23 protein-coding genes and 1 riboswitch are annotated in these 18001 nt (G+C 47.9%); of the genes, 17 read left to right on the forward strand and 6 right to left on the reverse strand.

From position 1 onward, the window contains the following. Positions 1-29: 29 nt before the first annotated feature. The 3 genes from HNY42_RS07525 to HNY42_RS07535 all read right to left on the reverse strand — a co-directional run bounded on the left by HNY42_RS07525 (position 30) and on the right by HNY42_RS07535 (position 3217). Positions 30-965: a cation diffusion facilitator family transporter gene (locus tag HNY42_RS07525; RefSeq protein WP_188005362.1), complete on the reverse strand. Its 936-nt coding sequence runs from the start codon at positions 963-965 to the stop codon at positions 30-32. A 197-nt stretch (positions 966-1162) separates the two neighbouring features. After that, positions 1163-2092, reverse strand: a complete 930-nt coding sequence (locus HNY42_RS07530; protein ID WP_188005363.1) for a peptidoglycan DD-metalloendopeptidase family protein — start codon at positions 2090-2092, stop codon at positions 1163-1165. A gap of 390 nt (positions 2093-2482) precedes the next feature. Then, a complete protein-coding gene (locus HNY42_RS07535; protein WP_131973042.1) occupies positions 2483-3217 on the reverse strand; it encodes a peptidoglycan DD-metalloendopeptidase family protein in 735 nt (244 codons plus the stop codon). 338 nt (positions 3218-3555) lie between these two features. Here HNY42_RS07535 and HNY42_RS07540 point away from each other — a divergent pair, with 338 nt between their 5' ends. Beyond that, complete coding sequence (locus tag HNY42_RS07540) at positions 3556-4026, forward strand: NUDIX hydrolase (protein ID WP_188005364.1); 471 nt, start codon at positions 3556-3558, stop codon at positions 4024-4026. 80 nt (positions 4027-4106) lie between these two features. Here the strand turns inward: HNY42_RS07540 and HNY42_RS07545 are convergent, their stop codons facing one another. Continuing rightward, a complete protein-coding gene (locus tag HNY42_RS07545) occupies positions 4107-4709 on the reverse strand; it encodes a hypothetical protein (protein ID WP_188005365.1) in 603 nt (200 codons plus the stop codon). Between the two features lie 191 nt (positions 4710-4900). On the opposite strand from HNY42_RS07545, the gene HNY42_RS07550 reads away from it, so the two are divergent. The 7 genes from HNY42_RS07550 to HNY42_RS07580 all read left to right on the forward strand — a co-directional run bounded on the left by HNY42_RS07550 (position 4901) and on the right by HNY42_RS07580 (position 9500). After that, a complete protein-coding gene (locus HNY42_RS07550) occupies positions 4901-5776 on the forward strand; it encodes an SDR family oxidoreductase (RefSeq protein ID WP_188005366.1) in 876 nt (291 codons plus the stop codon). Between the two features lie 13 nt (positions 5777-5789). After that, positions 5790-5978 (forward strand): hypothetical protein, encoded by a 189-nt coding sequence (locus tag HNY42_RS07555; RefSeq protein WP_131502899.1) that lies wholly within the window; start codon positions 5790-5792, stop codon positions 5976-5978. 131 nt (positions 5979-6109) lie between these two features. Next, a complete protein-coding gene (locus tag HNY42_RS07560) occupies positions 6110-6400 on the forward strand; it encodes a hypothetical protein (RefSeq protein ID WP_131502898.1) in 291 nt (96 codons plus the stop codon). A gap of 147 nt (positions 6401-6547) precedes the next feature. After that, positions 6548-6928: a GntR family transcriptional regulator gene (locus HNY42_RS07565; RefSeq protein WP_012370090.1), complete on the forward strand. Its 381-nt coding sequence runs from the start codon at positions 6548-6550 to the stop codon at positions 6926-6928. Then, positions 6921-7601 (forward strand): ATP-binding cassette domain-containing protein, encoded by a 681-nt coding sequence (locus tag HNY42_RS07570; protein ID WP_131502897.1) that lies wholly within the window; start codon positions 6921-6923, stop codon positions 7599-7601. The genes HNY42_RS07565 and HNY42_RS07570 overlap by 8 nt, the downstream gene beginning before the upstream one ends. Beyond that, on the forward strand, positions 7598-8410 hold the full coding sequence (locus tag HNY42_RS07575; protein ID WP_012370092.1) for a hypothetical protein: 813 nt from the start codon (positions 7598-7600) through the stop codon (positions 8408-8410). Before HNY42_RS07570 ends, HNY42_RS07575 begins: the two co-directional genes overlap by 4 nt. Positions 8411-8420: 10 nt before the next feature. Beyond that, positions 8421-9500 (forward strand): hypothetical protein, encoded by a 1080-nt coding sequence (locus tag HNY42_RS07580; protein WP_131502896.1) that lies wholly within the window; start codon positions 8421-8423, stop codon positions 9498-9500. A gap of 75 nt (positions 9501-9575) precedes the next feature. Here HNY42_RS07580 and HNY42_RS07585 read toward each other — a convergent pair whose 3' ends face one another. Then, positions 9576-10073 carry a C40 family peptidase gene (locus tag HNY42_RS07585; protein WP_188005367.1) on the reverse strand — a complete coding sequence of 166 codons (498 nt, stop codon included), beginning with the start codon at positions 10071-10073 and terminating at the stop codon, positions 9576-9578. A gap of 187 nt (positions 10074-10260) precedes the next feature. Further along, positions 10261-11448, reverse strand: coding sequence for an MFS transporter (locus HNY42_RS07590; RefSeq protein WP_188005368.1), 1188 nt, complete (start codon positions 11446-11448; stop codon positions 10261-10263). Between the two features lie 204 nt (positions 11449-11652). Between HNY42_RS07590 and HNY42_RS07595 the strand changes: the two genes are divergently transcribed. The 9 genes from HNY42_RS07595 (at position 11653) to HNY42_RS07635 (ending at position 17929) form a co-directional block, all read left to right on the forward strand. After that, complete coding sequence (locus HNY42_RS07595) at positions 11653-12078, forward strand: OsmC family protein (RefSeq protein ID WP_131973033.1); 426 nt, start codon at positions 11653-11655, stop codon at positions 12076-12078. Between the two features lie 5 nt (positions 12079-12083). Further along, positions 12084-13313: a beta-N-acetylhexosaminidase gene (gene nagZ / locus HNY42_RS07600; protein ID WP_255508442.1), complete on the forward strand. Its 1230-nt coding sequence runs from the start codon at positions 12084-12086 to the stop codon at positions 13311-13313. Positions 13314-13372: 59 nt separating this feature from the next. Further along, positions 13373-13475: riboswitch (TPP riboswitch) on the forward strand. Between the two features lie 90 nt (positions 13476-13565). Beyond that, entirely contained in the window at positions 13566-14162 is a 597-nt protein-coding gene (locus HNY42_RS07605) for a thiamine phosphate synthase (protein ID WP_188005370.1), read from the forward strand. Beyond that, positions 14159-15148 (forward strand): NAD(P)/FAD-dependent oxidoreductase, encoded by a 990-nt coding sequence (locus HNY42_RS07610; protein ID WP_188005371.1) that lies wholly within the window; start codon positions 14159-14161, stop codon positions 15146-15148. Before HNY42_RS07605 ends, HNY42_RS07610 begins: the two co-directional genes overlap by 4 nt. Then, positions 15145-15348 carry a sulfur carrier protein ThiS gene (gene thiS, locus HNY42_RS07615; protein WP_131973029.1) on the forward strand — a complete coding sequence of 68 codons (204 nt, stop codon included), beginning with the start codon at positions 15145-15147 and terminating at the stop codon, positions 15346-15348. The genes HNY42_RS07610 and thiS overlap by 4 nt, the downstream gene beginning before the upstream one ends. Before the next feature lies 1 nt (position 15349). Next, the gene (locus HNY42_RS07620; protein WP_131973028.1) at positions 15350-16117 is read left to right on the forward strand and encodes a thiazole synthase; all 768 of its coding nucleotides are present in this window, start codon (positions 15350-15352) and stop codon (positions 16115-16117) included. Beyond that, entirely contained in the window at positions 16114-17142 is a 1029-nt protein-coding gene (locus HNY42_RS07625; RefSeq protein ID WP_188005372.1) for a ThiF family adenylyltransferase, read from the forward strand. The genes HNY42_RS07620 and HNY42_RS07625 overlap by 4 nt, the downstream gene beginning before the upstream one ends. A gap of 108 nt (positions 17143-17250) precedes the next feature. Continuing rightward, on the forward strand, positions 17251-17640 hold the full coding sequence (locus HNY42_RS07630; RefSeq protein ID WP_131502886.1) for a hypothetical protein: 390 nt from the start codon (positions 17251-17253) through the stop codon (positions 17638-17640). Positions 17641-17722: 82 nt separating this feature from the next. Further along, positions 17723-17929, forward strand: a complete 207-nt coding sequence (locus HNY42_RS07635) for a helix-hairpin-helix domain-containing protein (RefSeq protein WP_188005373.1) — start codon at positions 17723-17725, stop codon at positions 17927-17929. Positions 17930-18001: the final 72 nt, after the last annotated feature.

Below are 18001 nucleotides of genomic sequence, written 5' to 3' on the forward strand. Positions count from 1 at the left end.
ACTCTTTTAATTTAGAAGAACAGCCAACCTTAGTGAACGTGCGGCTTTTGTTCACCGTGACAGTAAAGTTGATCTTCATGGTCATGTTGCGCGGTCTCGACTTGAATCGTCGCATGGGTGATACCGACATGTTTTAAGTCGTGATCGAGTTGTTCACGGATTGACTCCGATTCGCGGACGGTCATATCGTCTTTGACGACGACGTGGCAGGATAACGCATTGTAACCGCTCGTAATCGACCAAATATGAAGATCATGCAGACCGAGGATCGCTTCATTTGTCTGAATCGTCGAAACTACTTGATCGATGTCGACATCGCTCGGTGTTCCTTCCATCAGGACGTGGACGGCGGCTTTCGTTACATAATAGCCGCTGCGCAGAACGAGGATCGCGACGATGATACTTGCGAGCGGATCTGCCCAGCCCCAGCCGAAGAACATGATCAACAGGGCGGCAACGATGGCACCGATCGAGCCGAGCATGTCACTTAAGACATGCAAGTAGGCACCACGCATGTTCAGATTGTCTTCATGGCCACCGCCGCGCGTCATGATCCAAGCTACAAGCAGATTCACAAGAAGTCCGAGTATACTGATGATCAACATCCCGGTCGTTGCGACAGCCGGTGGATTAACAAAGCGTTGTACGGCTTCGACGAAAATATAAAGCGAAATACCGATCAGTGCGACGCCGTTGAAAATCGCCGCGAGAATTTCGAACCGCTTTGATCCGAACGTCTTATTCGCATCCGGTTTCTGGGTCGAAAAGTGAAAGGCGGCGAGCGCAATCGCAAGCGAAATCGAGTCACTCAGCATATGTCCTGCGTCCGATAACAAAGCCAGACTGTTCGTCCAAAATCCGCCGATCACCTCGACGATCATAAACAGCGTGATGATCATGAAGGACAGAAGTAATACTTTTTTATTGTCGGTGTGATGATGCTCATGATTATGATTATGCGGCATAATGATACCTCCTGATACATTCAAATGTCTATTTGAATTATAGAATGCGAAACGTCTATGGTCAATCGACGTATGTTTCATTTCCCACTGATAGAAGAGAATGAAACGCGATCGTTGGACGTTATACGGTTGTATGAGACATCTGAAAAAACAAAACATCCCCTTACTTCGTGAGAAATAAGGGGATGTTCGAGTTGTTACAGGTAGTTCAACGGATTGACGCTGCTTGCCGCCGATGTCGCACTGTAGACGTATGTTCCGCGATGCAGTTCAAAATGAAGATGCGTTCCGAACGCATTTCCTGTTTGACCGACCGTACCGAGAAGCTGTCCTTTTGAGACCGATTGTCCGACTGAGACCGATCGGCTGTTCATGTGGGCATAGAGACTCGTGAAGGAAGCGCCGTCGATCGAATGCTTGACCATGACATAATTGCCATAGGCACCTTTTAATTGAGAAGTGATGACTTTCCCGGCTGCCGTCGCATAAACCGGTGTGCCTTTCGGGGCACCGTAATCGATTCCGTTATGGAACGTATAGCCGTAGACACCGCTTGCTTGACCATATCCTTGCGTAATCGGTCCACTGGTCGGCGTGATGAAATCGTTTGAGGCTTTTGTTGCCCCACCCGAATTGGTTAAGCTCGTAACCGTATATTTTTTGACGTAATCGGCATGGACAAATCGTTTGTTACCGTTATATAAGAATTTAATCCAGTCTCCCGTCCGACCGAGGTAACGGAAGGTTTGTCCGCTGTTGACGGTCCCGACCTGGGAACTGCTTGTGGACGAACTGCTTCTGACGCGGAGATTATCGACCATGATTTTGATTTTATATGATGTCGTGACAGAATATTTTTTGACATATGTAGAAGAGACGTAGACTTTACGTGATCCGTACAGAATTTTTGTCCAATTTCCGGTCCGGCCCAAGTATTTGTATGTATCGCCTTTATCAAGACCTGTGATGATGCCGTATGTCGTCGCGGGACCGGTGCGGGCACGCAATCCGTCGTTCATGACTTTAACCTTATAAAACGTTGCCGCATCAGCTTTTGGAACGGCATATGTCGAGAAACCGGCGATGGCAATAGCAGACACCGTCAGCGTAGTAAATAATTTTTTCAAATCAGTAAATCCTCCTTTGAATCTGTCGGACCTTGTCCGTGCATGTGGGTGGTGTAATATGTAATGTTGTTCTATGGAATTCTTAGATGAGTGTACCATTAGTAAAAATGTTTAAATATTACAATATTATTTCTATAATGTTTCGTTATTTTATATTATAGAGAATAGAAATTATTTTTTGCCTTATTTTAGGTTATTTATTTTCGAACTGTCTTTGCCCAATTCATTGATTTGAATTGATTGAACGGGGCTTTTTTGAAATTATTCGGAAATCAGAACAATCAGTATGTTATGATAGTTTTTCCAATAATTAGAATGAATTTATTTCAGGGGACTTATTTTTAAAAAGGTTTAAAAAAACGGACACCCGTAAGAGGGTGTCCGAAGTAATCATAAAACGCTGAGCGGGTTGATCGTGTTGGCTGCTGATGATCCGCTATAGATGTAACCGCCGCGGTGAAGTTCGAAGTGAAGGTGTGAACCGGTTGAGTTCCCGGTACTGCCGACGTTACCGATTTTCGTTCCTTTGGCGATTGACTGACCTGAATAGACCGAACGGCTGCTCAAGTGGGCATAGACACTTGTGTAGGTCAAACCATTCACTTTATGTGTCATCATGACATAGTTGCCGTATGCACCTTGGTAGCCAGATTTGATGACCTTACCGGAAGCAGTCGCACGGACCGTTGTCCCTGTTGCTGCTGCGATGTCGATGCCGTTATGGAACGTGTATCCGTAGCGGCCGCTTGCACTTCCGTATCCTTGCGAGACGCGTCCGCTTGTCGGACGGAGGAAACCTGTTGAGAAGGAAGCTTTTTTAGCTGTAGCCTGTTTGCCTGTGCTATATCGTTTTACATAACTGGAATAGACGTAGCGTTTTTTACCGCCGTACGAAATTTTCGTCCAGTTGCCTTTTTTACCATAGTATTTAAAGGTTTGTCCGGCATTGACGCCAGCGACGATTTTATATTTCGTGGAAGGACCGGTCCGGACACGTAATCCATCGGCCGTGACTTTGACTTTATAAGAAGAAGAGCTTGCAGCTTCAACTTTTCCTGTACCCGTGCTGGCAAATCCTGAAACGACGAGTGCGCTCATCGTGACGGTTGTTAAAATACGTTTCATGTAGTAGTTCCTCCTGATGTGAAAACAATTGACGGTCGATGATTGGTGACAGATCGTTGCTGTCTTGCTTAAAGTATAAGGCTGTATATGAATACTGCGTCGAAGTAGTAAATTTGATAAACCGAGTATAGCATCGGTCGTTTTGAAAATAACATTTCAGTTTGATTGCTTAAATATAGGAAATTAATATGTATTGTAATATATCGTTTTAAATAATTCTGAAATGCTGTCATACCAGCGAAAATTTTATTACAGGTTATCGGTTTTTTGACATAATTCTGATTGTGGGAAACTGTGAAAAAGTATGGGTCGATAACAAAAAGGAGGAAGATCACAAGATGGATATTAAATTTACCGTGGGACAGCAGCGGTTTAACCACCGGGCCGCAGCAGTGATCGTCAAAGAAGGTCATCTGTTGATTCACAGAAATGTCCGGGATGATTTTTGGGCATTGCCGGGCGGACGGATACGTTTGATGGAATCAGGAGCAGAGGCTGTCATCCGCGAAATCAAAGAAGAGTTGGGTCTTGCGGCAGAGGTCAGCCGTTTTCTATCGGTTCACGAAAACTTTTTTACATATGATGAAATTTCTTTTCATGAAGTCGGATTTTATTATGAAGTAACCGTGTTGCATGAGATGACGGTCATGACTGAAGAATTTTTTGGGGTGGAGGGACAAGAATTAATGTACCGGTTTATTCCGCTTGAGGAGTTATCGACGGTCACCCTCTATCCCGTTCAGTTGCAGACGATGATTGAAGCAGGGAAGTGGGATCGGTTGTTCCGGGACAATGAGAAAACGTCTTAATAGAAAGAAGAGCTGGCGCACACTATAGCGTCAGCTCTTCTTTTAGTTTCCGAGATCACGTGATGCTCTGCATCCGACCGTCAGTCGTTTGCGGATAGTAGTTCAATCGGTTGCTTAAAAATCTTTTGAAGCAGTGCAGAGAGAGCCTCCGACTGACATGTATAGTCATTTGAATAGATCGAAAAGGACCAGGCGTAAACTTCGGGCACAAAAAGTGTGACCGATCGGTCGTCCCGGTGATCCACTGTGAACGTTCTGGAATCGCCTAAACTGTCTGCAACTAAAGCAACGACTTGAAGATTTGGGGCAGTCGAAAATAACGTAAGGTCGTCCATATTATGTGTGATCAATTCGATTAAGGGAAACGTATGAATCAAGTCATGGACGTCGCGTATATCGATCTGAACGTACAAATCGCCGTCTATGTCGGCTAAATAGTTGAGTGTTAAATGAGTATTCCGGCAATGGGTTGTCACATTTTCCTCCATTAATCTATGGAACCGCATATAGAAGTAGAGAAAATCGATGTTCACTTCCTCAAGTGTCGTCTGTAAAACATCTTCAAGAAATAAGAACTTTTTCGGGAAATCAACGAAGTAACAGTGTGTTAAAGGTTTTTGGCAATCGAACGGTACCCCTTTTTCTACTTCGGCATCATTCATTTTTTGTAAGCGGACAGGCATCAGGTGAACCTCCTTCTTTTCATCGCGATATCAACGATCGGATGACGTGCTCTGAAACCATTATTCGATGTTCAGTCGATTTGACCTGCTTTTAAAATATTTGAGATTATTTCTCGGAAAACGTTTATTGCGGTATGGCAAGGGAATGTTAATGAAGGTAGTCATTAAATATTGAAAAGGGGTTGGGTCATATGCGTGAGGAAGAATTAGAGCAGATGCATCAACAAGCACGGGGACAAACACAGGATCAACAACCCGGAATCGAAGCCGAAATGAATCCGGAACCGGTGTACGACGACCCGGAATACGTCGGATCAGGTAAGTTGAAAGGCAAAGTGGCGTTGATAACGGGCGGAGACAGCGGCATTGGGCGTGCCGTCGCGATTGCTTATGCCAAAGAGGGCGCAAACGTCGCCATCGTGTACTTAAATGAGGGACGGGATGCAGAAAAAACGAAACAATTGATTGAAGGGTATGGTGTCAAGGCACTGGCGCTTGCGAAAGATGTCAGTCAACCGGAGAACGCCCAACCGATCATTGATCAGGTCATTCAAGAGTTTGGTCAATTGAATATCCTGGTCAACAATGCCGGAAAACAGTTCCCGCAAGACGATTTCTTGGCAATCACACCGGATCAGTTAAAAGAGACGTTCGAAACGAATCTCTTTTCAATGTTTTATCTGACGCAGGCTGCGTTACCGCATTTGAACAAGGAAGATTCGATCATCAATACATCGTCCGTCACGGCGTATCGCGGGGCACCATCACTGATCGATTACTCGGCAACCAAAGGGGCAATCACGACGTTGACGCGTTCGCTGGCGTCAAACTTGATTGAAAAAGGGATTCGCGTCAATGCCGTTGCACCCGGTCCGATTTGGACGCCGCTCATCCCGGCAACGTTCACAAAAGAAAAGGTGGAAGCACACGGGGAAGACACACCGATGAAACGACGCGGCCAACCGTCGGAAAACGCACCGGCGTATGTCTACCTGGCGTCACGCGACTCCAGTTACGTCACCGGTCAAACGATTCATATCAACGGCGGCGATTACATTACATCATAAGGAGGAACTCATCATGAAGAAAAATCCGAATGAAGTGCCGGAACACGAACCGAATCAACAACCGGACGAGATTCCGACGACACCTCCGTCAGAAATTCCGGAGACACCGCAGGAAGATCCAATCCGTCAACCGGAGCCAGACACGTTTCCGGAACCAACGGAAATTCCGGATACACCGCAAGAAGATCCGAATCCTTACTAAACCGATGCAACTGATTTCGGAAATAGTCCGGAATCAGTTTTTTTGTCGGAAAAGTAAAAATATGCATTTTAATGGGAACCTTTACATAAAATGATACGTATAAAAAAGTATACAAAAAGGGGGAGTCACATATGCAATTTCTGTTAGCACTGGTAGCAGTAGGGGCAGCGTTTTGGTTTTTCTTCAGTTACTTACTCGGATTCCGAAATAAAAACATCACGATGACTTTTGACGACCGATTTTATGCACTCGAGGATCACGTCAAAGCAATCGAAGAAAAGTTGAAGCAGGACGGGAAACTTGTGGAGTACCTAGGGAACCGTCGCTTTTTGGTCAACGGAAAACGGTACCTGTTTGTCGAACGTACAGTACCGATGTCGGGGATTCCGGTTCAACAGACGATTTTGGAATATCAAAAGTAATGGAACTCAAGATGTTGTCTCTATTTTAGAGACAGCATCTTTTTTTTTGGAAAGTAATTGACAGCCAACTGTATTACCCGTATGATACAGAAAGAAAGTGTATTACTGTTTTAATACAATGAACGGAAGAAGGAGGTCAAGGACCTGATGCAATTTGACCAAAGAAGCCCGGTGTATCTTCAAGTCGTCCGTTGGTTCAAGGAACAAATCGCAACGGAAGAACTGAAGTGCGGACAGGAAATCCCATCGCGCCGGGAAATCGCCGCGCAGCTGGGAATCAATCCAAATACAGCGCAGAAAGCCTATAAAGAGATGGAGGAACAAAATTTGATCACGACAGAACGAAACGTCCCGAGTAAAATCACGATGGATCAGGAAATCGTCAAAAAAGTCCGGACGGAGATGCTCGATGAAGCCGTCGCCCAGTTCATCGAGGCCGTCCAAGCGATTCAGATTCCGCTTGGTGAAGTCGTCACGAAAGTCGAAACCGTCTATCAATCAACGGAACGGAGGAAGGTCGATGCTTGAAGTCCATGGCTTAAAAAAACGATACGGTCGGAAAAAACCGATTCTTGAAGGTGTCTCCTTTTCGGTGCGTCCGGACAGCATCACCTGTCTGATCGGCTTAAACGGGGAAGGGAAATCAACGATCTTAAAAGCGATCATGGGACTTGTCCCGGTTGATGCCGGAACCGTCCTCGTCGATGGCGAAGTCTCACGTGACAAAATTGCCTTCGTTCCAGACCTGCAGACGATGCCCGGCTATATGACGATCGGGGATGCTCTTCTTTACATGGGCGACTATTATCCGGACTGGAATCCAAAGGTCGCCGAAGAGCTGATGGGGTTGTTCAAGTTACTGACGACCGACAAAATTTTGGAATTGTCAAAAGGAAATCAGGCGAAGTTCAGTCTCGTGCTTGGTTTTGCACTCGACCGTCCGTATTTGTTACTCGACGAACCGTTTGCCGGAATCGATTTATTTACGAAGGAACAGATTGCCTGGATCTTTTCGAGTCATTACATGGAAGGACGCGGCATCCTGATGACGACACATGAAATCATCGAAATCGAACACTTGATTGACCGGGTTGTCTTTTTGCAGGACGGTCGGATCATCGATGAACACGATACAGAAGAGATGCGTGAAGTATACGGAAAATCGGTCCAGGACCGGATGCGGGAGGTTTATCAGCGATGAAACAGTACCTGATGTTAACGAACGAAGAGTTAAAACGAAGCTGGAAAATGATTATATCTATCATCCTCGCGATGGCGGGTATTGAAATCCTGACCGTCGTCGGACGGGTCATCTATCATGAACGTCAGGTGCAGGAGTATATGAGTTACGCCAAAGTAAGCGAATCCGATGCTATCCGCACGATTGAAAAGTTATCGTTTGAACAAGCTAGCTCGTATTTCAGCTATATTATCTTGATCGGAGTAGCTCTTGTGTTGCTGTATGCCGTCCAGATTTGGTACCGGGACTGGCTTGGAGAGTCCAAGTACATATACCGTTTACTGTTGTTACCGGGCAACCGGGCAAAAATCTTTTTTGCTAAATTTACCTCGCTGGCTCTTGTCATCATTAGCTTCATTGGTTTGCAGTGGGTAGTCATTCAGCTCAGTTTTGTCATATTCAACTGGATGATTAAGGATGACTACCGTGCAACTTCTACTCTTGGATTGTCGCGGACTTTAAAACAGTTATATACGATGAATCTTGTAGATGTACTCGTCATTGTAACGCTCGCCCTGTTTACCGTCAGCTTTTTGTTTATGCTCATACTGCTGGAGCGGTCGTATCGAAAAACAAAAGGACTATTGTTCATCGTCCTTGAAGTCATTGCTATTGTCGTGATCATGATGGGCGGTATGTACATCATTGAAACGCTCGATATCTTTTTATCACAGGAAATATCAGCAATCATGATAGCGATTTTTGTTCTCTATTTTATTTATACGATTTGGAAAAGCCTGCGCTTGTTAAAATGGAAAATTTCGGTCTGAGGAGGACGTCATGCGAAAATTTAAATTTGTAGTTATTCTGGCAGTCGTCAGTGTTTTGACGCTCGGCATTTATACCGTCTTTATTCAATCGATCGAGGAATCGGATTTTACCGTGGAGACGATCAAAGGGAATCCGAAACAACCGGAAGTCCGGTCCATTCAAGCGGAACTATACGATAACGGTTTAAAAGATGTGGATTATAACGTTGAATTAGACGGTCATGTTCAAAAAAAGACCAATAATTTTATCAGCGATCTGTTTGAGAATCCGTCTGAGGAAAAGCGGGCTCCGGCTGACTTTCGGCGCTTCATCCGTTCTGATTACGTCACTATGCTGAAACAGGACGGCATTTCATATGCGATGGGTGCGCCGGACAATACTAAGTGGGAACTTCAGTACTGGGAAGAAGGCAAGCAGCGTGTTGTTAAAAAAATCTTTCCGGCACCTGTTGAAGCTCGGAAATTAGGGGAAACTCAAATCACGCCGTATAAGAAAATCGGGGACAGTTTATATGTCACGATCTACGATCTGCAAACGGAAGTCGGCACGCAGTTATACAAAATCGATTTAAAAGGAGATAGCATTCAAAAAATTAATTTATCTGTTTCTTCTCAAGATGAAATCTCGCTCTTAGGAATTCATAATGAAGTGATTGTCTATTACGTGATGGAAAATATTAATGGAACAGATATAAGTAAAGAAAAATTATACATGAGCAACGGAAAAACAACAAAGCGCTTAAAAGGCTTAAAATCATTCAGCAACGGGCAAACGGAACTCAGTGCAGATGGCTCGAAGCTGATTGTACTTGAACGTGAAATGAACGATTTCAACTGGACTGTGTATGACATAAAAACAAAGCAAGTAGAAAAACATTCAATGGATATCCCGTTAGTGACGGATGAGTTTGGATTGGGTGAGTATACTACGCTTAAGGATGGTTTGATTTATACGGCGAATCGGTTGAATGATGGGATTTACAATGTTCGAGTCATCGATCCATTATCCGACCGCATTTTGTATGAAGGAAACATTAAAGACAAACTGAAGCGCGAAGAGACATCCCTAAACGGGCTGGTCTTGAAATAATAATGATACTTTTGACATTACAGCAAAAAACGCAATCTGAAACTCTCGAGGAGTTCCGGATTGCGTTTTTCAATCTTATTGATACGATTTGATGATGATATCCTGTTTCGCATAGTAACTCCACGTCAGGTCCTGCGATTCGACCTTTTTCGTTGTCACGGCAACGAATTTATTTTTACCGGTATAGATTCCGACGAAGTTCGGCGCTTTCGCCTTTTTCGCCTGAACGAATAACAAGTCGCCCGGCATCGCTTTTTTGAGTGTGACGGTTTTAAGAGGCATCGTAGCTTGTTTTGCAATCGTCCGTTCGAGTTTCAGATCACTTTTTTGATACACGTATTGCGTGAAGCCGGATGCATCAAATCCTTTTGTTGTCGTGCCACCTTCTTTATACGGAGTCCCAATCAATGATGTAGCAAGTTTTGTAATCGCGGCTTTCTTTTTCGCAAGTGCTTTTTCCGATAATGGTTTTGGTGTCTCGGCTTTAGTCGGTGTTGCAGCAAATGTCGCGACCGGACTAACCGTCGCTGTCAGTAAGAGGGCTGTTAATGGAAGGGCATAATACGATTTCATAGTAGAATCTCCTTTTTCGTAAGTGGGATGAACAACTGATTTTACCGTACCATGCCGATTGGAAAATAAAGCAACAAATTAGATACGTTCACCTAACAGTGTTGTAAGGTTCGGTCTGAGTCTCCGGAATAAAAAACGCCTGTTCCGTGTGCCTCACGAGAGGACACCATGGAAACAGACGCTTTTTTTATGAACGCTGATCGAGGCGATGACTGACAGCCGTCAACGCAGCTGCGAGTATAGCGACGGCACCACCAACAAGCGCGATATTCATGATCGGACCGTTCGCATAGACGAGTCCACCTAAAGCAGAACCGAAGGCAATCCCGACATTGCTTGCGACCGGCATCAGGGAAGCGGCAAGTCCTTTCGCTTCCGGATTAAACTTTTCCGCTAAATCGATCAGATAAATTTGTGTCGAAGTCGTCAATAAAATCGACATCAATGACATCAAAGCAATATTGATCAGTCCAAGCGAAACGGACGCTGTCGTCACGTACAGGGCAGCGAGCACGATTGCCTGGACGATGAAGACGAACCGGAGACGCCCGATCGGATTCCGGCTGGCGATTTTTCCGGCCAGTATATTACTGAAGATTGAGACGACACCGTAGGCGAGTAAAATCGGACTGATCCAGGCCGACGGCAATTTCAGTTCCAACTCAAGCACGGGGACGAGATACGTATAGACGACGTATGTCGCACCAAATCCGAACGACGGAATGAAAAAGGCAATCATGATCCGTGGATTGGCGAGTAAACTGAGCTGTTCGCGGATCGAGCCGGACGATTCCGATTGCTGGACCGGAACGACTTTCAAGACAGCAAGCAGGGCGATGACACCAAGACTGCTTGTCAGCCAAAACGAGGCGGCGTAACCGGCATGTTGTCCGATAAATGTACCGATCGGCACACCGAGAACGTTTGCCATCGTAAATCCGCCAAAGATGAACGAGACGGCGACGCCGCGTTTTGCGATCGGTACACTATCGCTTGCGACGACCATCGCCAGTGAAATCAGGACACCCGTCAGAACAGCCGTCACGATCCGAGACAACAGCAACAGTTCATAATTCGGTGCGATCCCGCTGCAGATATTCAGAATAATCCAGACAAAAATCAGACTGAGCATTAACTTCCGCCGCTCAAGGTGTCCGGTCAAGGACATCGTAATCGGTGTTCCGATGGCGAAGGCGATCGCAAAGGCGGAGACGAGCGTGCCGGCTTTCGCAATTGTGATGTTCAGACCGTCCGCAATTTCAGATAAAATACCGACGATGACGAATTCGCTTGTTCCAAGGACAAAAGTCAACATGGATAACGTCGCGATTAACAGCCAGTCGGCTTGACTCAAACGAGTCGATGATGATGACATATACAATTCCCCACTTCTGGCGCCTGTGCGCAAAAAAACTATCGTTTATCAGAATAGCATGATTTAAGAAGGGCGGAAACCGGATTTACCTGACCCGGAAAAAGAAGCATTATTGTGAATAGACAGTCAATTTCACTTGTCATTGATTCGGGTATACTAACAGAGTAGGAAACATCACCTAAATCAGAAAAGGACGTGATCTTGATGCAAGCAACAGTCACTTGGAATCAAAAGATGGGCTTCAGCGGGGAAACCGAATCCGGACATCACTTAGCGATGGATGCAGCTCCGGAAAACGGTGGGGACAATCAGGCACCCCGGCCGACGGAGCTCTTGCTTCATGCCGTTGCCGGCTGTACCGGCATCGATATCGTCTCGATTTTAGAAAAGATGCGCTTGACGCTGACGTCATTTGAAATGGATATCGAAGGCGAACGGGCGGATGATCATCCCCGGCGTTTCACGACGATCTCGATTCATTACCGGCTCGAAGGTGATTTACCGGACGATAAAGTCCGCCGGGCGATTGCCTTATCAAAAGACAAATACTGCTCGGTCTCGCAATCGCTGAACGCGGAGATTGAAGTTTATTACTCGATCAACGGCGTCCGGAACGAGGAACCGATTTGAAACGGATGGTCCCTGTTCTGTTGGCAAGCGTCCTCCTTGCCGGTTGTGCTGACGAGCCCGTACAACCCGCTGACCCGCAACCGAAGCCGGCAAAGAAAACAAAGCCGCCGCAGCCGGATCGACCTTCTGCTGCTGAACGGGCAGAGAAACAACTCAAGCAAACCGTTTCGAACATGTCGACGGCGGAAAAAGTCGATCAGTTGCTGTATATCGGGGTAACGGGAACAGCTTTGACACAAGCGGATCGTCAATTATTGCAGGACCATGCGCTCGGTGGTGTCCTGCTGCTTGGTGGCAATATCACTTCAACCGATCAACTGAAAACCTTTACAACAGCGATTGCCAAGGCGCAAACCGCTGATTCAAAAGCGTTCCTTGGCTTTGACGAGGAAGGCGGACGGGTCAGCCGGGTCCCGGACGCACAGCTCAAATTACCACCGAGCCTCTCGTTTGGTCATAAAAATGATCCGGCATTGATGAAGGAAGTCGGACAGACACTTGGTTCGATTTCCCGTTTTTACGGCTTTAATATGGATTTCGCACCGGTCCTTGATGTGAACAGTAATCCGGCGAATCCAATCATCGGCGACCGGGCGCTCAGTGCGGATCCGCAACAAGTCGCCCGGCTTGGTGTGCCATTGATGCAGGGCATGAAAGAAGAAGACATCGTTCCGGTCGTCAAACATTTTCCGGGACACGGGGATACGACCGTCGACTCACATGTCGGTCTACCGCGGGTCGATGCGACGAAAGCGGAACTCGAGCAGACGGAGCTGGTCCCGTTCAAACGGGCGATTCAGGAAGGGGCCGAGATGGTCATGGTCGCGCATATCCTGTTTCCGGCACTCGACAAAACCCGTCCGTCTTCGTTGTCGAAACCCGTCATGACCGGGGTGTTACGGGATGAGCTGAAGTTTGACGGTGTCATCATCACGGACGATTTGGTCATGGGAGCCATCACAGAACGGTACGGACTTGCCCAGGCGGCAAGTCTTGCCCTCGAAAATGGTGCGGATATGGCGATGTTCTCATCGCCCGGCGCATACGCGTCTGTTCACAAGGAAATCATGACACGGATCAAACAAGGTAAATTGTCGAGAGCAGACCTTGATCAGAAAGTCATGAGGGTATTACGCTTAAAACAAACGTATGACTTGTCGGAAACGAAACGCGTCGACGCGTATGAAAAGCTAATCGAGCAGGTCAAAGCGCTCGAATCGGACATACGACACTAATCAAGGGTAGAACAAATCGGACTACCCGTGGTAAACTACAGGCGTACCACACAAATCAATATCTACACTAGGGGAGTCTCGCAGCAGACTGAGACGGAAGTATCCGGACCCTTTGAACCTGATCTAGTTCGTACTAGCGGAGGGAAGTGGATTCCGATCATTCATAGAGGATGCGACAACTGTCGCCCTTTTTTGTAGGACCACTCCATCAGTTCATGGGGTGGTCCTTTTTCGTGTGGAAAGGGGGAAATGATGAGCCAGTTACATCTGATGACAACCGGCAAGCGGCGTCCGGACATACTCGAACAGCTGTTGCCGAAACTCGCACTATCCGTCGACCGGATTCATCTGCGGGAGCCGTTATGGTCAGCGAAGGAACTGGTCGTGTGCATCGAAACACTCGTGCGACGAGGCGTAAAGGCAGAGCAATTAATTGTCCATGACCGGCTGGACGTGGCAGTCGTCACCGGCACCGGAGTTCAGCTGACAACACGCAGCATTCCGGTCGACCTCGTCCGTCACCGTTTTCCGGAACTGGTGATCGGTCAATCGGTTCACTCGTTAACGGAAGCGATAGCGGCGGAACAAGCCGGTGCTGATTACGTCCTGTATGGCCATATTTTTGAGACGGGATCAAAACCGGGTGTACCGCCCCGGGGACTCGACGCCTTGAAACAAGTTGTCGACTGGACATCGATTCCTGTCATTGCAATTGGTGGCATTACACCGGACAATCTGCCGGATATCCTGGCGACCGGCTGCGCAGGCGGGGCCGTCTTGTCGGGCATTCTCGGTCAGGCGTCTCCGGTCGAAGCAGCCAACCGGTTCCGGGCGGTGATGCAACGATGACACGCCCGGATGTTTTAATCATCGGAGCCGGCATCATTGGTTTGACGCTCGGCTATGAGCTCCTGCAGCGCGGGAAAACCGTTCATTTGCTTGAACAGTCAACTGTCGGTCAGGGAGCGACGCAAGCAGCAGCGGGAATGCTCGCGACAGATGAAGAATTGCTGGCACCGTTACATGAACTGGCCCGGCTGAGCCGGACGCTGTATCCGGAATTCGTGCAACAATTGTTTGACGAGACCGGTCTCGGAAGCGGGTATCTGGAACAACCGTTTCATATGCAACAGGCACATCACTGGCGGACGTTTGATTCGGTCGGACAGGTTGATCCGCGGTTGCTTGCACAAGCATTACGCAGTGCGATCGAACGACGGGGCGGGGGAATCGAAGAGGCAACGGTCGTAGCACGTCTCGTACGGGACGGACAAACGGTGACCGGCGCCGAGACGAACCGGGGGCTACGGGCGGGCAGACAAATTATTGTCGCCGGTGGTCGCGGATCGGAAGAATTGTTACAGACGGTCGGAGTGACGATTAACACACTTCCGGTCAAGGGCGAGTGTCTGTCTGTCCGGCTGACGACCGGACAACTCAATCGGACGCTGTTTGGTGATGCGGTCTATTTAGTCCCGAAAGCAGACGGACGGATCATCATCGGGGCGACGGAACGGGTTGGTGATGAATCAACGACCGTCAGTCTGAACAGTATTCGTTTGTTATTGAATGCAGCAGTAAAGCTCTATCCGCCGCTTGCAGAGGCCGTGTTCGTGGAAGCTTGGTCCGGTGTTCGACCGCAAACCGGGGACGGTCTGCCGTATCTCGGAGCAGTGGACGGAATCGATGGGTTGTTCGTCGCGTCAGGCCATCACCGGCATGGCATCTTACTGGCCCCTGCGACGGCCAACGTCTTGGCCGATTGTCTCATGGGGCAAACGCCAAGAGTGACACTGGATGGTTTTAACAGCCGACGACAGGAGGAAAGCAGATGACTATCCGATTGAATGGGAAAAACTATGCTTTGACAGAGGAAATCAAGACGTTACACGACTTGTTAGAAAAACTGGAGATTCAGGGACAAGTCGTCATCATCGAGCAGAATCATCAAATCATCGACCGGTCGAGCTATCCGGATACGGACGTTACGTCCGGAGATGTCATTGAAATCGTTCATTTTGTAGGAGGCGGATAACATGTTAGAAATTGGCGGAAAAACATTTGCATCACGATTGTTACTGGGGACAGGAAAATATTCGGATAATGAGAAGCAACAGCAAGCGGTCGAAGCATCGGAAACAAACATTTTAACGTTTTCCGTCCGGCGTCTCGACGTCTTTGCAAAGGAACAGAACGATCCGCTCGCAGCGCTTGACTTAAGCTGCTATGATCTCTTGCCGAACACTGCGGGTGCGAAGACGGCGGAGGAAGCGGTCCGCCTTGCCCGCCTTGCCCGGGCCTCAGGGATGTGCGATATGGTCAAGGTCGAGGTAATCGGTTGTGACAAGACACTGCTGCCGGATCCGATTGAAACATTACGAGCAGCAGAGGAATTAATCAAGGATGGCTTCATCGTCTTGCCGTATACATCAGACGATTTGTTGCTTGCCCGTCGGCTCGAAGAACTCGGCTGTCATGCGATTATGCCGGCAGCATCACCAATCGGTTCCGGACAGGGCATCTTAAATCCGCTCGCGCTCAGCTTCATCATCGAACAAATGTCAGTACCGGTCATCGTCGACGCCGGCATCGGTTCACCGGCTGACGCGGCGTACGCGATGGAGCTCGGAGCTGATGGTGTCCTGTTGAATTCAGCCGTCGCGCATGCGAAAGACCCGGTCAAGATGGCACGTGCAATGAAGCTTGCGGTTGAAGCGGGACGACTCGGCTTTGAAGCAGGACGGATTGAGAAAAAACGGTATGCGACGGCGAGCAGTCCGACGACCGGGATCAGTCGCCCATGATGGACCGGTATAGCCGACAAATCCGCTTTCGTCCAATCGGACAGGAGGGGCAGGATCAACTGGGACAGCGGCACGTCGTCATCATCGGTCTCGGTGCACTCGGGACAGCGAGTGCGGAACAGCTTGTCCGGGCAGGAATCGGACGAGTGACTCTGATCGACCGGGATTACGTCGAGTGGAGCAATTTACAACGGCAACAACTCTATACGGAACAGGATGTCAGGAACCATTTGCCAAAGGCGGTTGCGGCGAAACGCCGGCTCGGTGCCGTCAATTCGACGGTGACGATCGAGGCGATTGTCGAAGATGTGACGGCAATGAATATTACACGGCTTGTCGGACAAGCAGATTTGCTTGTGGATGGGACCGATAACTTCGTTGTCCGGATGCTGATGAATGATGTTGCGGCAAAATTTCGGATTCCTTGGATTTACGGTGCATGTGTCGGCAGTTACGGCATGACCTATACAATCCGTCCGGGACAGACCCCTTGTCTGCATTGTTTGCTCAATCATTTGCCGAAACAGCAGGAGACATGTGATACGTCAGGCGTTATCAGTCCGGTCGTCCAGCTGGTTGCGGCGCATCAAGTGACGGAAGCATTAAAATACTTGACCGGAGCGGAAGCTGCATTACGGCAGACGGTGCTGTCATTTGATGTCTGGAACAATCAACAGAGCCAAATCAATGTTGTGTCCTTAAAGCAATCTTCTTGTCCGTCCTGCGGCGATAACCCGGTCTATCCTTACCTCAATGCTCAGCCACTTCACTTCGTGACATTATGCGGCCGGGATACCGTTCAAATCCGCGGGGAAGGGACCCGTGATTTAATTCGGCTTGAACAGGAGATGAGTGGCCGTGGGATCAGCTGTCTACGCAATCCGTATCTGTTGATGTTCGAGACGGAACAACATCGGATTACCGCCTTTGCCGATGGGCGGATCCTGCTTCACGGCGAAGCGGATCTTGCGCAAGCGAAACGGATTTACGAGACCTATTTCGAAGGGACGTTCACAAAAAAATAAAACATTTTTTTGAATACATGTTTTAGATGTTTAAAAAAGAGGTAAATAAGACTTCAGACGTAAGTCGGAGATTTTTGGTGAAATTGAATGTGAAGAGGAGTGATTACGATGAAACAAGAATTCGATCAATCGATCCAGTCATTGGATCAGACGAAGCGGACAGACCATGCAGCTGAAGCCGTTCAGCAAGCGAATTGGAATCCAGACCGGTATCGGACGAACCTGAATCCGTTCTATCTGTCACCTTGCAGCGTCGAACGCCGGGAAGACCGTCAACAGGAAGTTGACCGGATTGTCGAAGTCGAGCCTACATCCTCCCCTCTCCAACAGTTATTCGAGCAGAAGCAGGAAGAACATATAACAGCAATTGAACCAGGTTCTGCGAAGAATCCCGGAGGAAAATTTACGACCGGGATTGTCGTCGGGGCAATCATCGGAGGATCAGTGTCCATCTTCACGTCGGTCAAACGATTTCGTCAAAAGCGCCACACCCACTGAAGATGACAAATAAGCCGTCCGAAAAACCGCCTTCCAGCTAAACAGGAAGGCGGTTTTTGTCTATTGTCAGGAGGAAGCTATAATGAATTCAGACAAACCTGAGGTGAATCCTTTTGAGGTTCTCGCAAAGCCGGCACAACGGGCCCTGAGTGAACACGGCGTGACATCATTGGAATTGTTAGCGATGTATCATGAACATGATATTCTGCAGTGGCACGGAATCGGACCTTCTTCGATACCGAAGTTAAAACAGTTGCTTGCTGAACGTGGACTGACCTTTAATACATGATGCATCATAAAACCCATTGCTTGACCGGGAGACTATCGGTCAAGCAATGGGTTTTACTTGGTTTGGAATCGG

This window comes from Exiguobacterium sp. Helios (assembly GCF_014524545.1).
Taxonomy (GTDB): Bacteria; Bacillota; Bacilli; order Exiguobacteriales; family Exiguobacteriaceae; genus Exiguobacterium_A.

Bases quoted from the DNA above. Each gene is read 5' to 3' on its own strand.
- HNY42_RS07525 (WP_188005362.1), bottom strand. From the start codon at position 965: ATGCCGCATAATCATAATCATGAGCATCATCACACCGACAATAAAAAA.
- HNY42_RS07535 (WP_131973042.1), bottom strand. From the start codon at position 3,217: ATGAAACGTATTTTAACAACCGTCACGATGAGCGCACTCGTCGTTTCA.
- HNY42_RS07540 (WP_188005364.1), top strand. From the start codon at position 3,556: ATGGATATTAAATTTACCGTGGGACAGCAGCGGTTTAACCACCGGGCC.
- HNY42_RS07545 (WP_188005365.1), bottom strand. From the start codon at position 4,709: ATGCCTGTCCGCTTACAAAAAATGAATGATGCCGAAGTAGAAAAAGGG.
- HNY42_RS07550 (WP_188005366.1), top strand. From the start codon at position 4,901: ATGCGTGAGGAAGAATTAGAGCAGATGCATCAACAAGCACGGGGACAA.
- HNY42_RS07555 (WP_131502899.1), top strand. From the start codon at position 5,790: ATGAAGAAAAATCCGAATGAAGTGCCGGAACACGAACCGAATCAACAA.
- HNY42_RS07560 (WP_131502898.1), top strand. From the start codon at position 6,110: ATGCAATTTCTGTTAGCACTGGTAGCAGTAGGGGCAGCGTTTTGGTTT.
- HNY42_RS07565 (WP_012370090.1), top strand. From the start codon at position 6,548: ATGCAATTTGACCAAAGAAGCCCGGTGTATCTTCAAGTCGTCCGTTGG.
- HNY42_RS07570 (WP_131502897.1), top strand. From the start codon at position 6,921: ATGCTTGAAGTCCATGGCTTAAAAAAACGATACGGTCGGAAAAAACCG.
- HNY42_RS07575 (WP_012370092.1), top strand. From the start codon at position 7,598: ATGAAACAGTACCTGATGTTAACGAACGAAGAGTTAAAACGAAGCTGG.
- HNY42_RS07580 (WP_131502896.1), top strand. From the start codon at position 8,421: ATGCGAAAATTTAAATTTGTAGTTATTCTGGCAGTCGTCAGTGTTTTG.
- HNY42_RS07585 (WP_188005367.1), bottom strand. From the start codon at position 10,073: ATGAAATCGTATTATGCCCTTCCATTAACAGCCCTCTTACTGACAGCG.
- HNY42_RS07590 (WP_188005368.1), bottom strand. From the start codon at position 11,448: ATGTCATCATCATCGACTCGTTTGAGTCAAGCCGACTGGCTGTTAATC.
- HNY42_RS07595 (WP_131973033.1), top strand. From the start codon at position 11,653: ATGCAAGCAACAGTCACTTGGAATCAAAAGATGGGCTTCAGCGGGGAA.
- nagZ (WP_255508442.1), top strand. From the start codon at position 12,084: ATGGTCCCTGTTCTGTTGGCAAGCGTCCTCCTTGCCGGTTGTGCTGAC.
- HNY42_RS07605 (WP_188005370.1), top strand. From the start codon at position 13,566: ATGAGCCAGTTACATCTGATGACAACCGGCAAGCGGCGTCCGGACATA.
- HNY42_RS07610 (WP_188005371.1), top strand. From the start codon at position 14,159: ATGACACGCCCGGATGTTTTAATCATCGGAGCCGGCATCATTGGTTTG.
- thiS (WP_131973029.1), top strand. From the start codon at position 15,145: ATGACTATCCGATTGAATGGGAAAAACTATGCTTTGACAGAGGAAATC.
- HNY42_RS07620 (WP_131973028.1), top strand. From the start codon at position 15,350: ATGTTAGAAATTGGCGGAAAAACATTTGCATCACGATTGTTACTGGGG.
- HNY42_RS07625 (WP_188005372.1), top strand. From the start codon at position 16,114: ATGATGGACCGGTATAGCCGACAAATCCGCTTTCGTCCAATCGGACAG.
- HNY42_RS07630 (WP_131502886.1), top strand. From the start codon at position 17,251: ATGAAACAAGAATTCGATCAATCGATCCAGTCATTGGATCAGACGAAG.
- HNY42_RS07635 (WP_188005373.1), top strand. From the start codon at position 17,723: ATGAATTCAGACAAACCTGAGGTGAATCCTTTTGAGGTTCTCGCAAAG.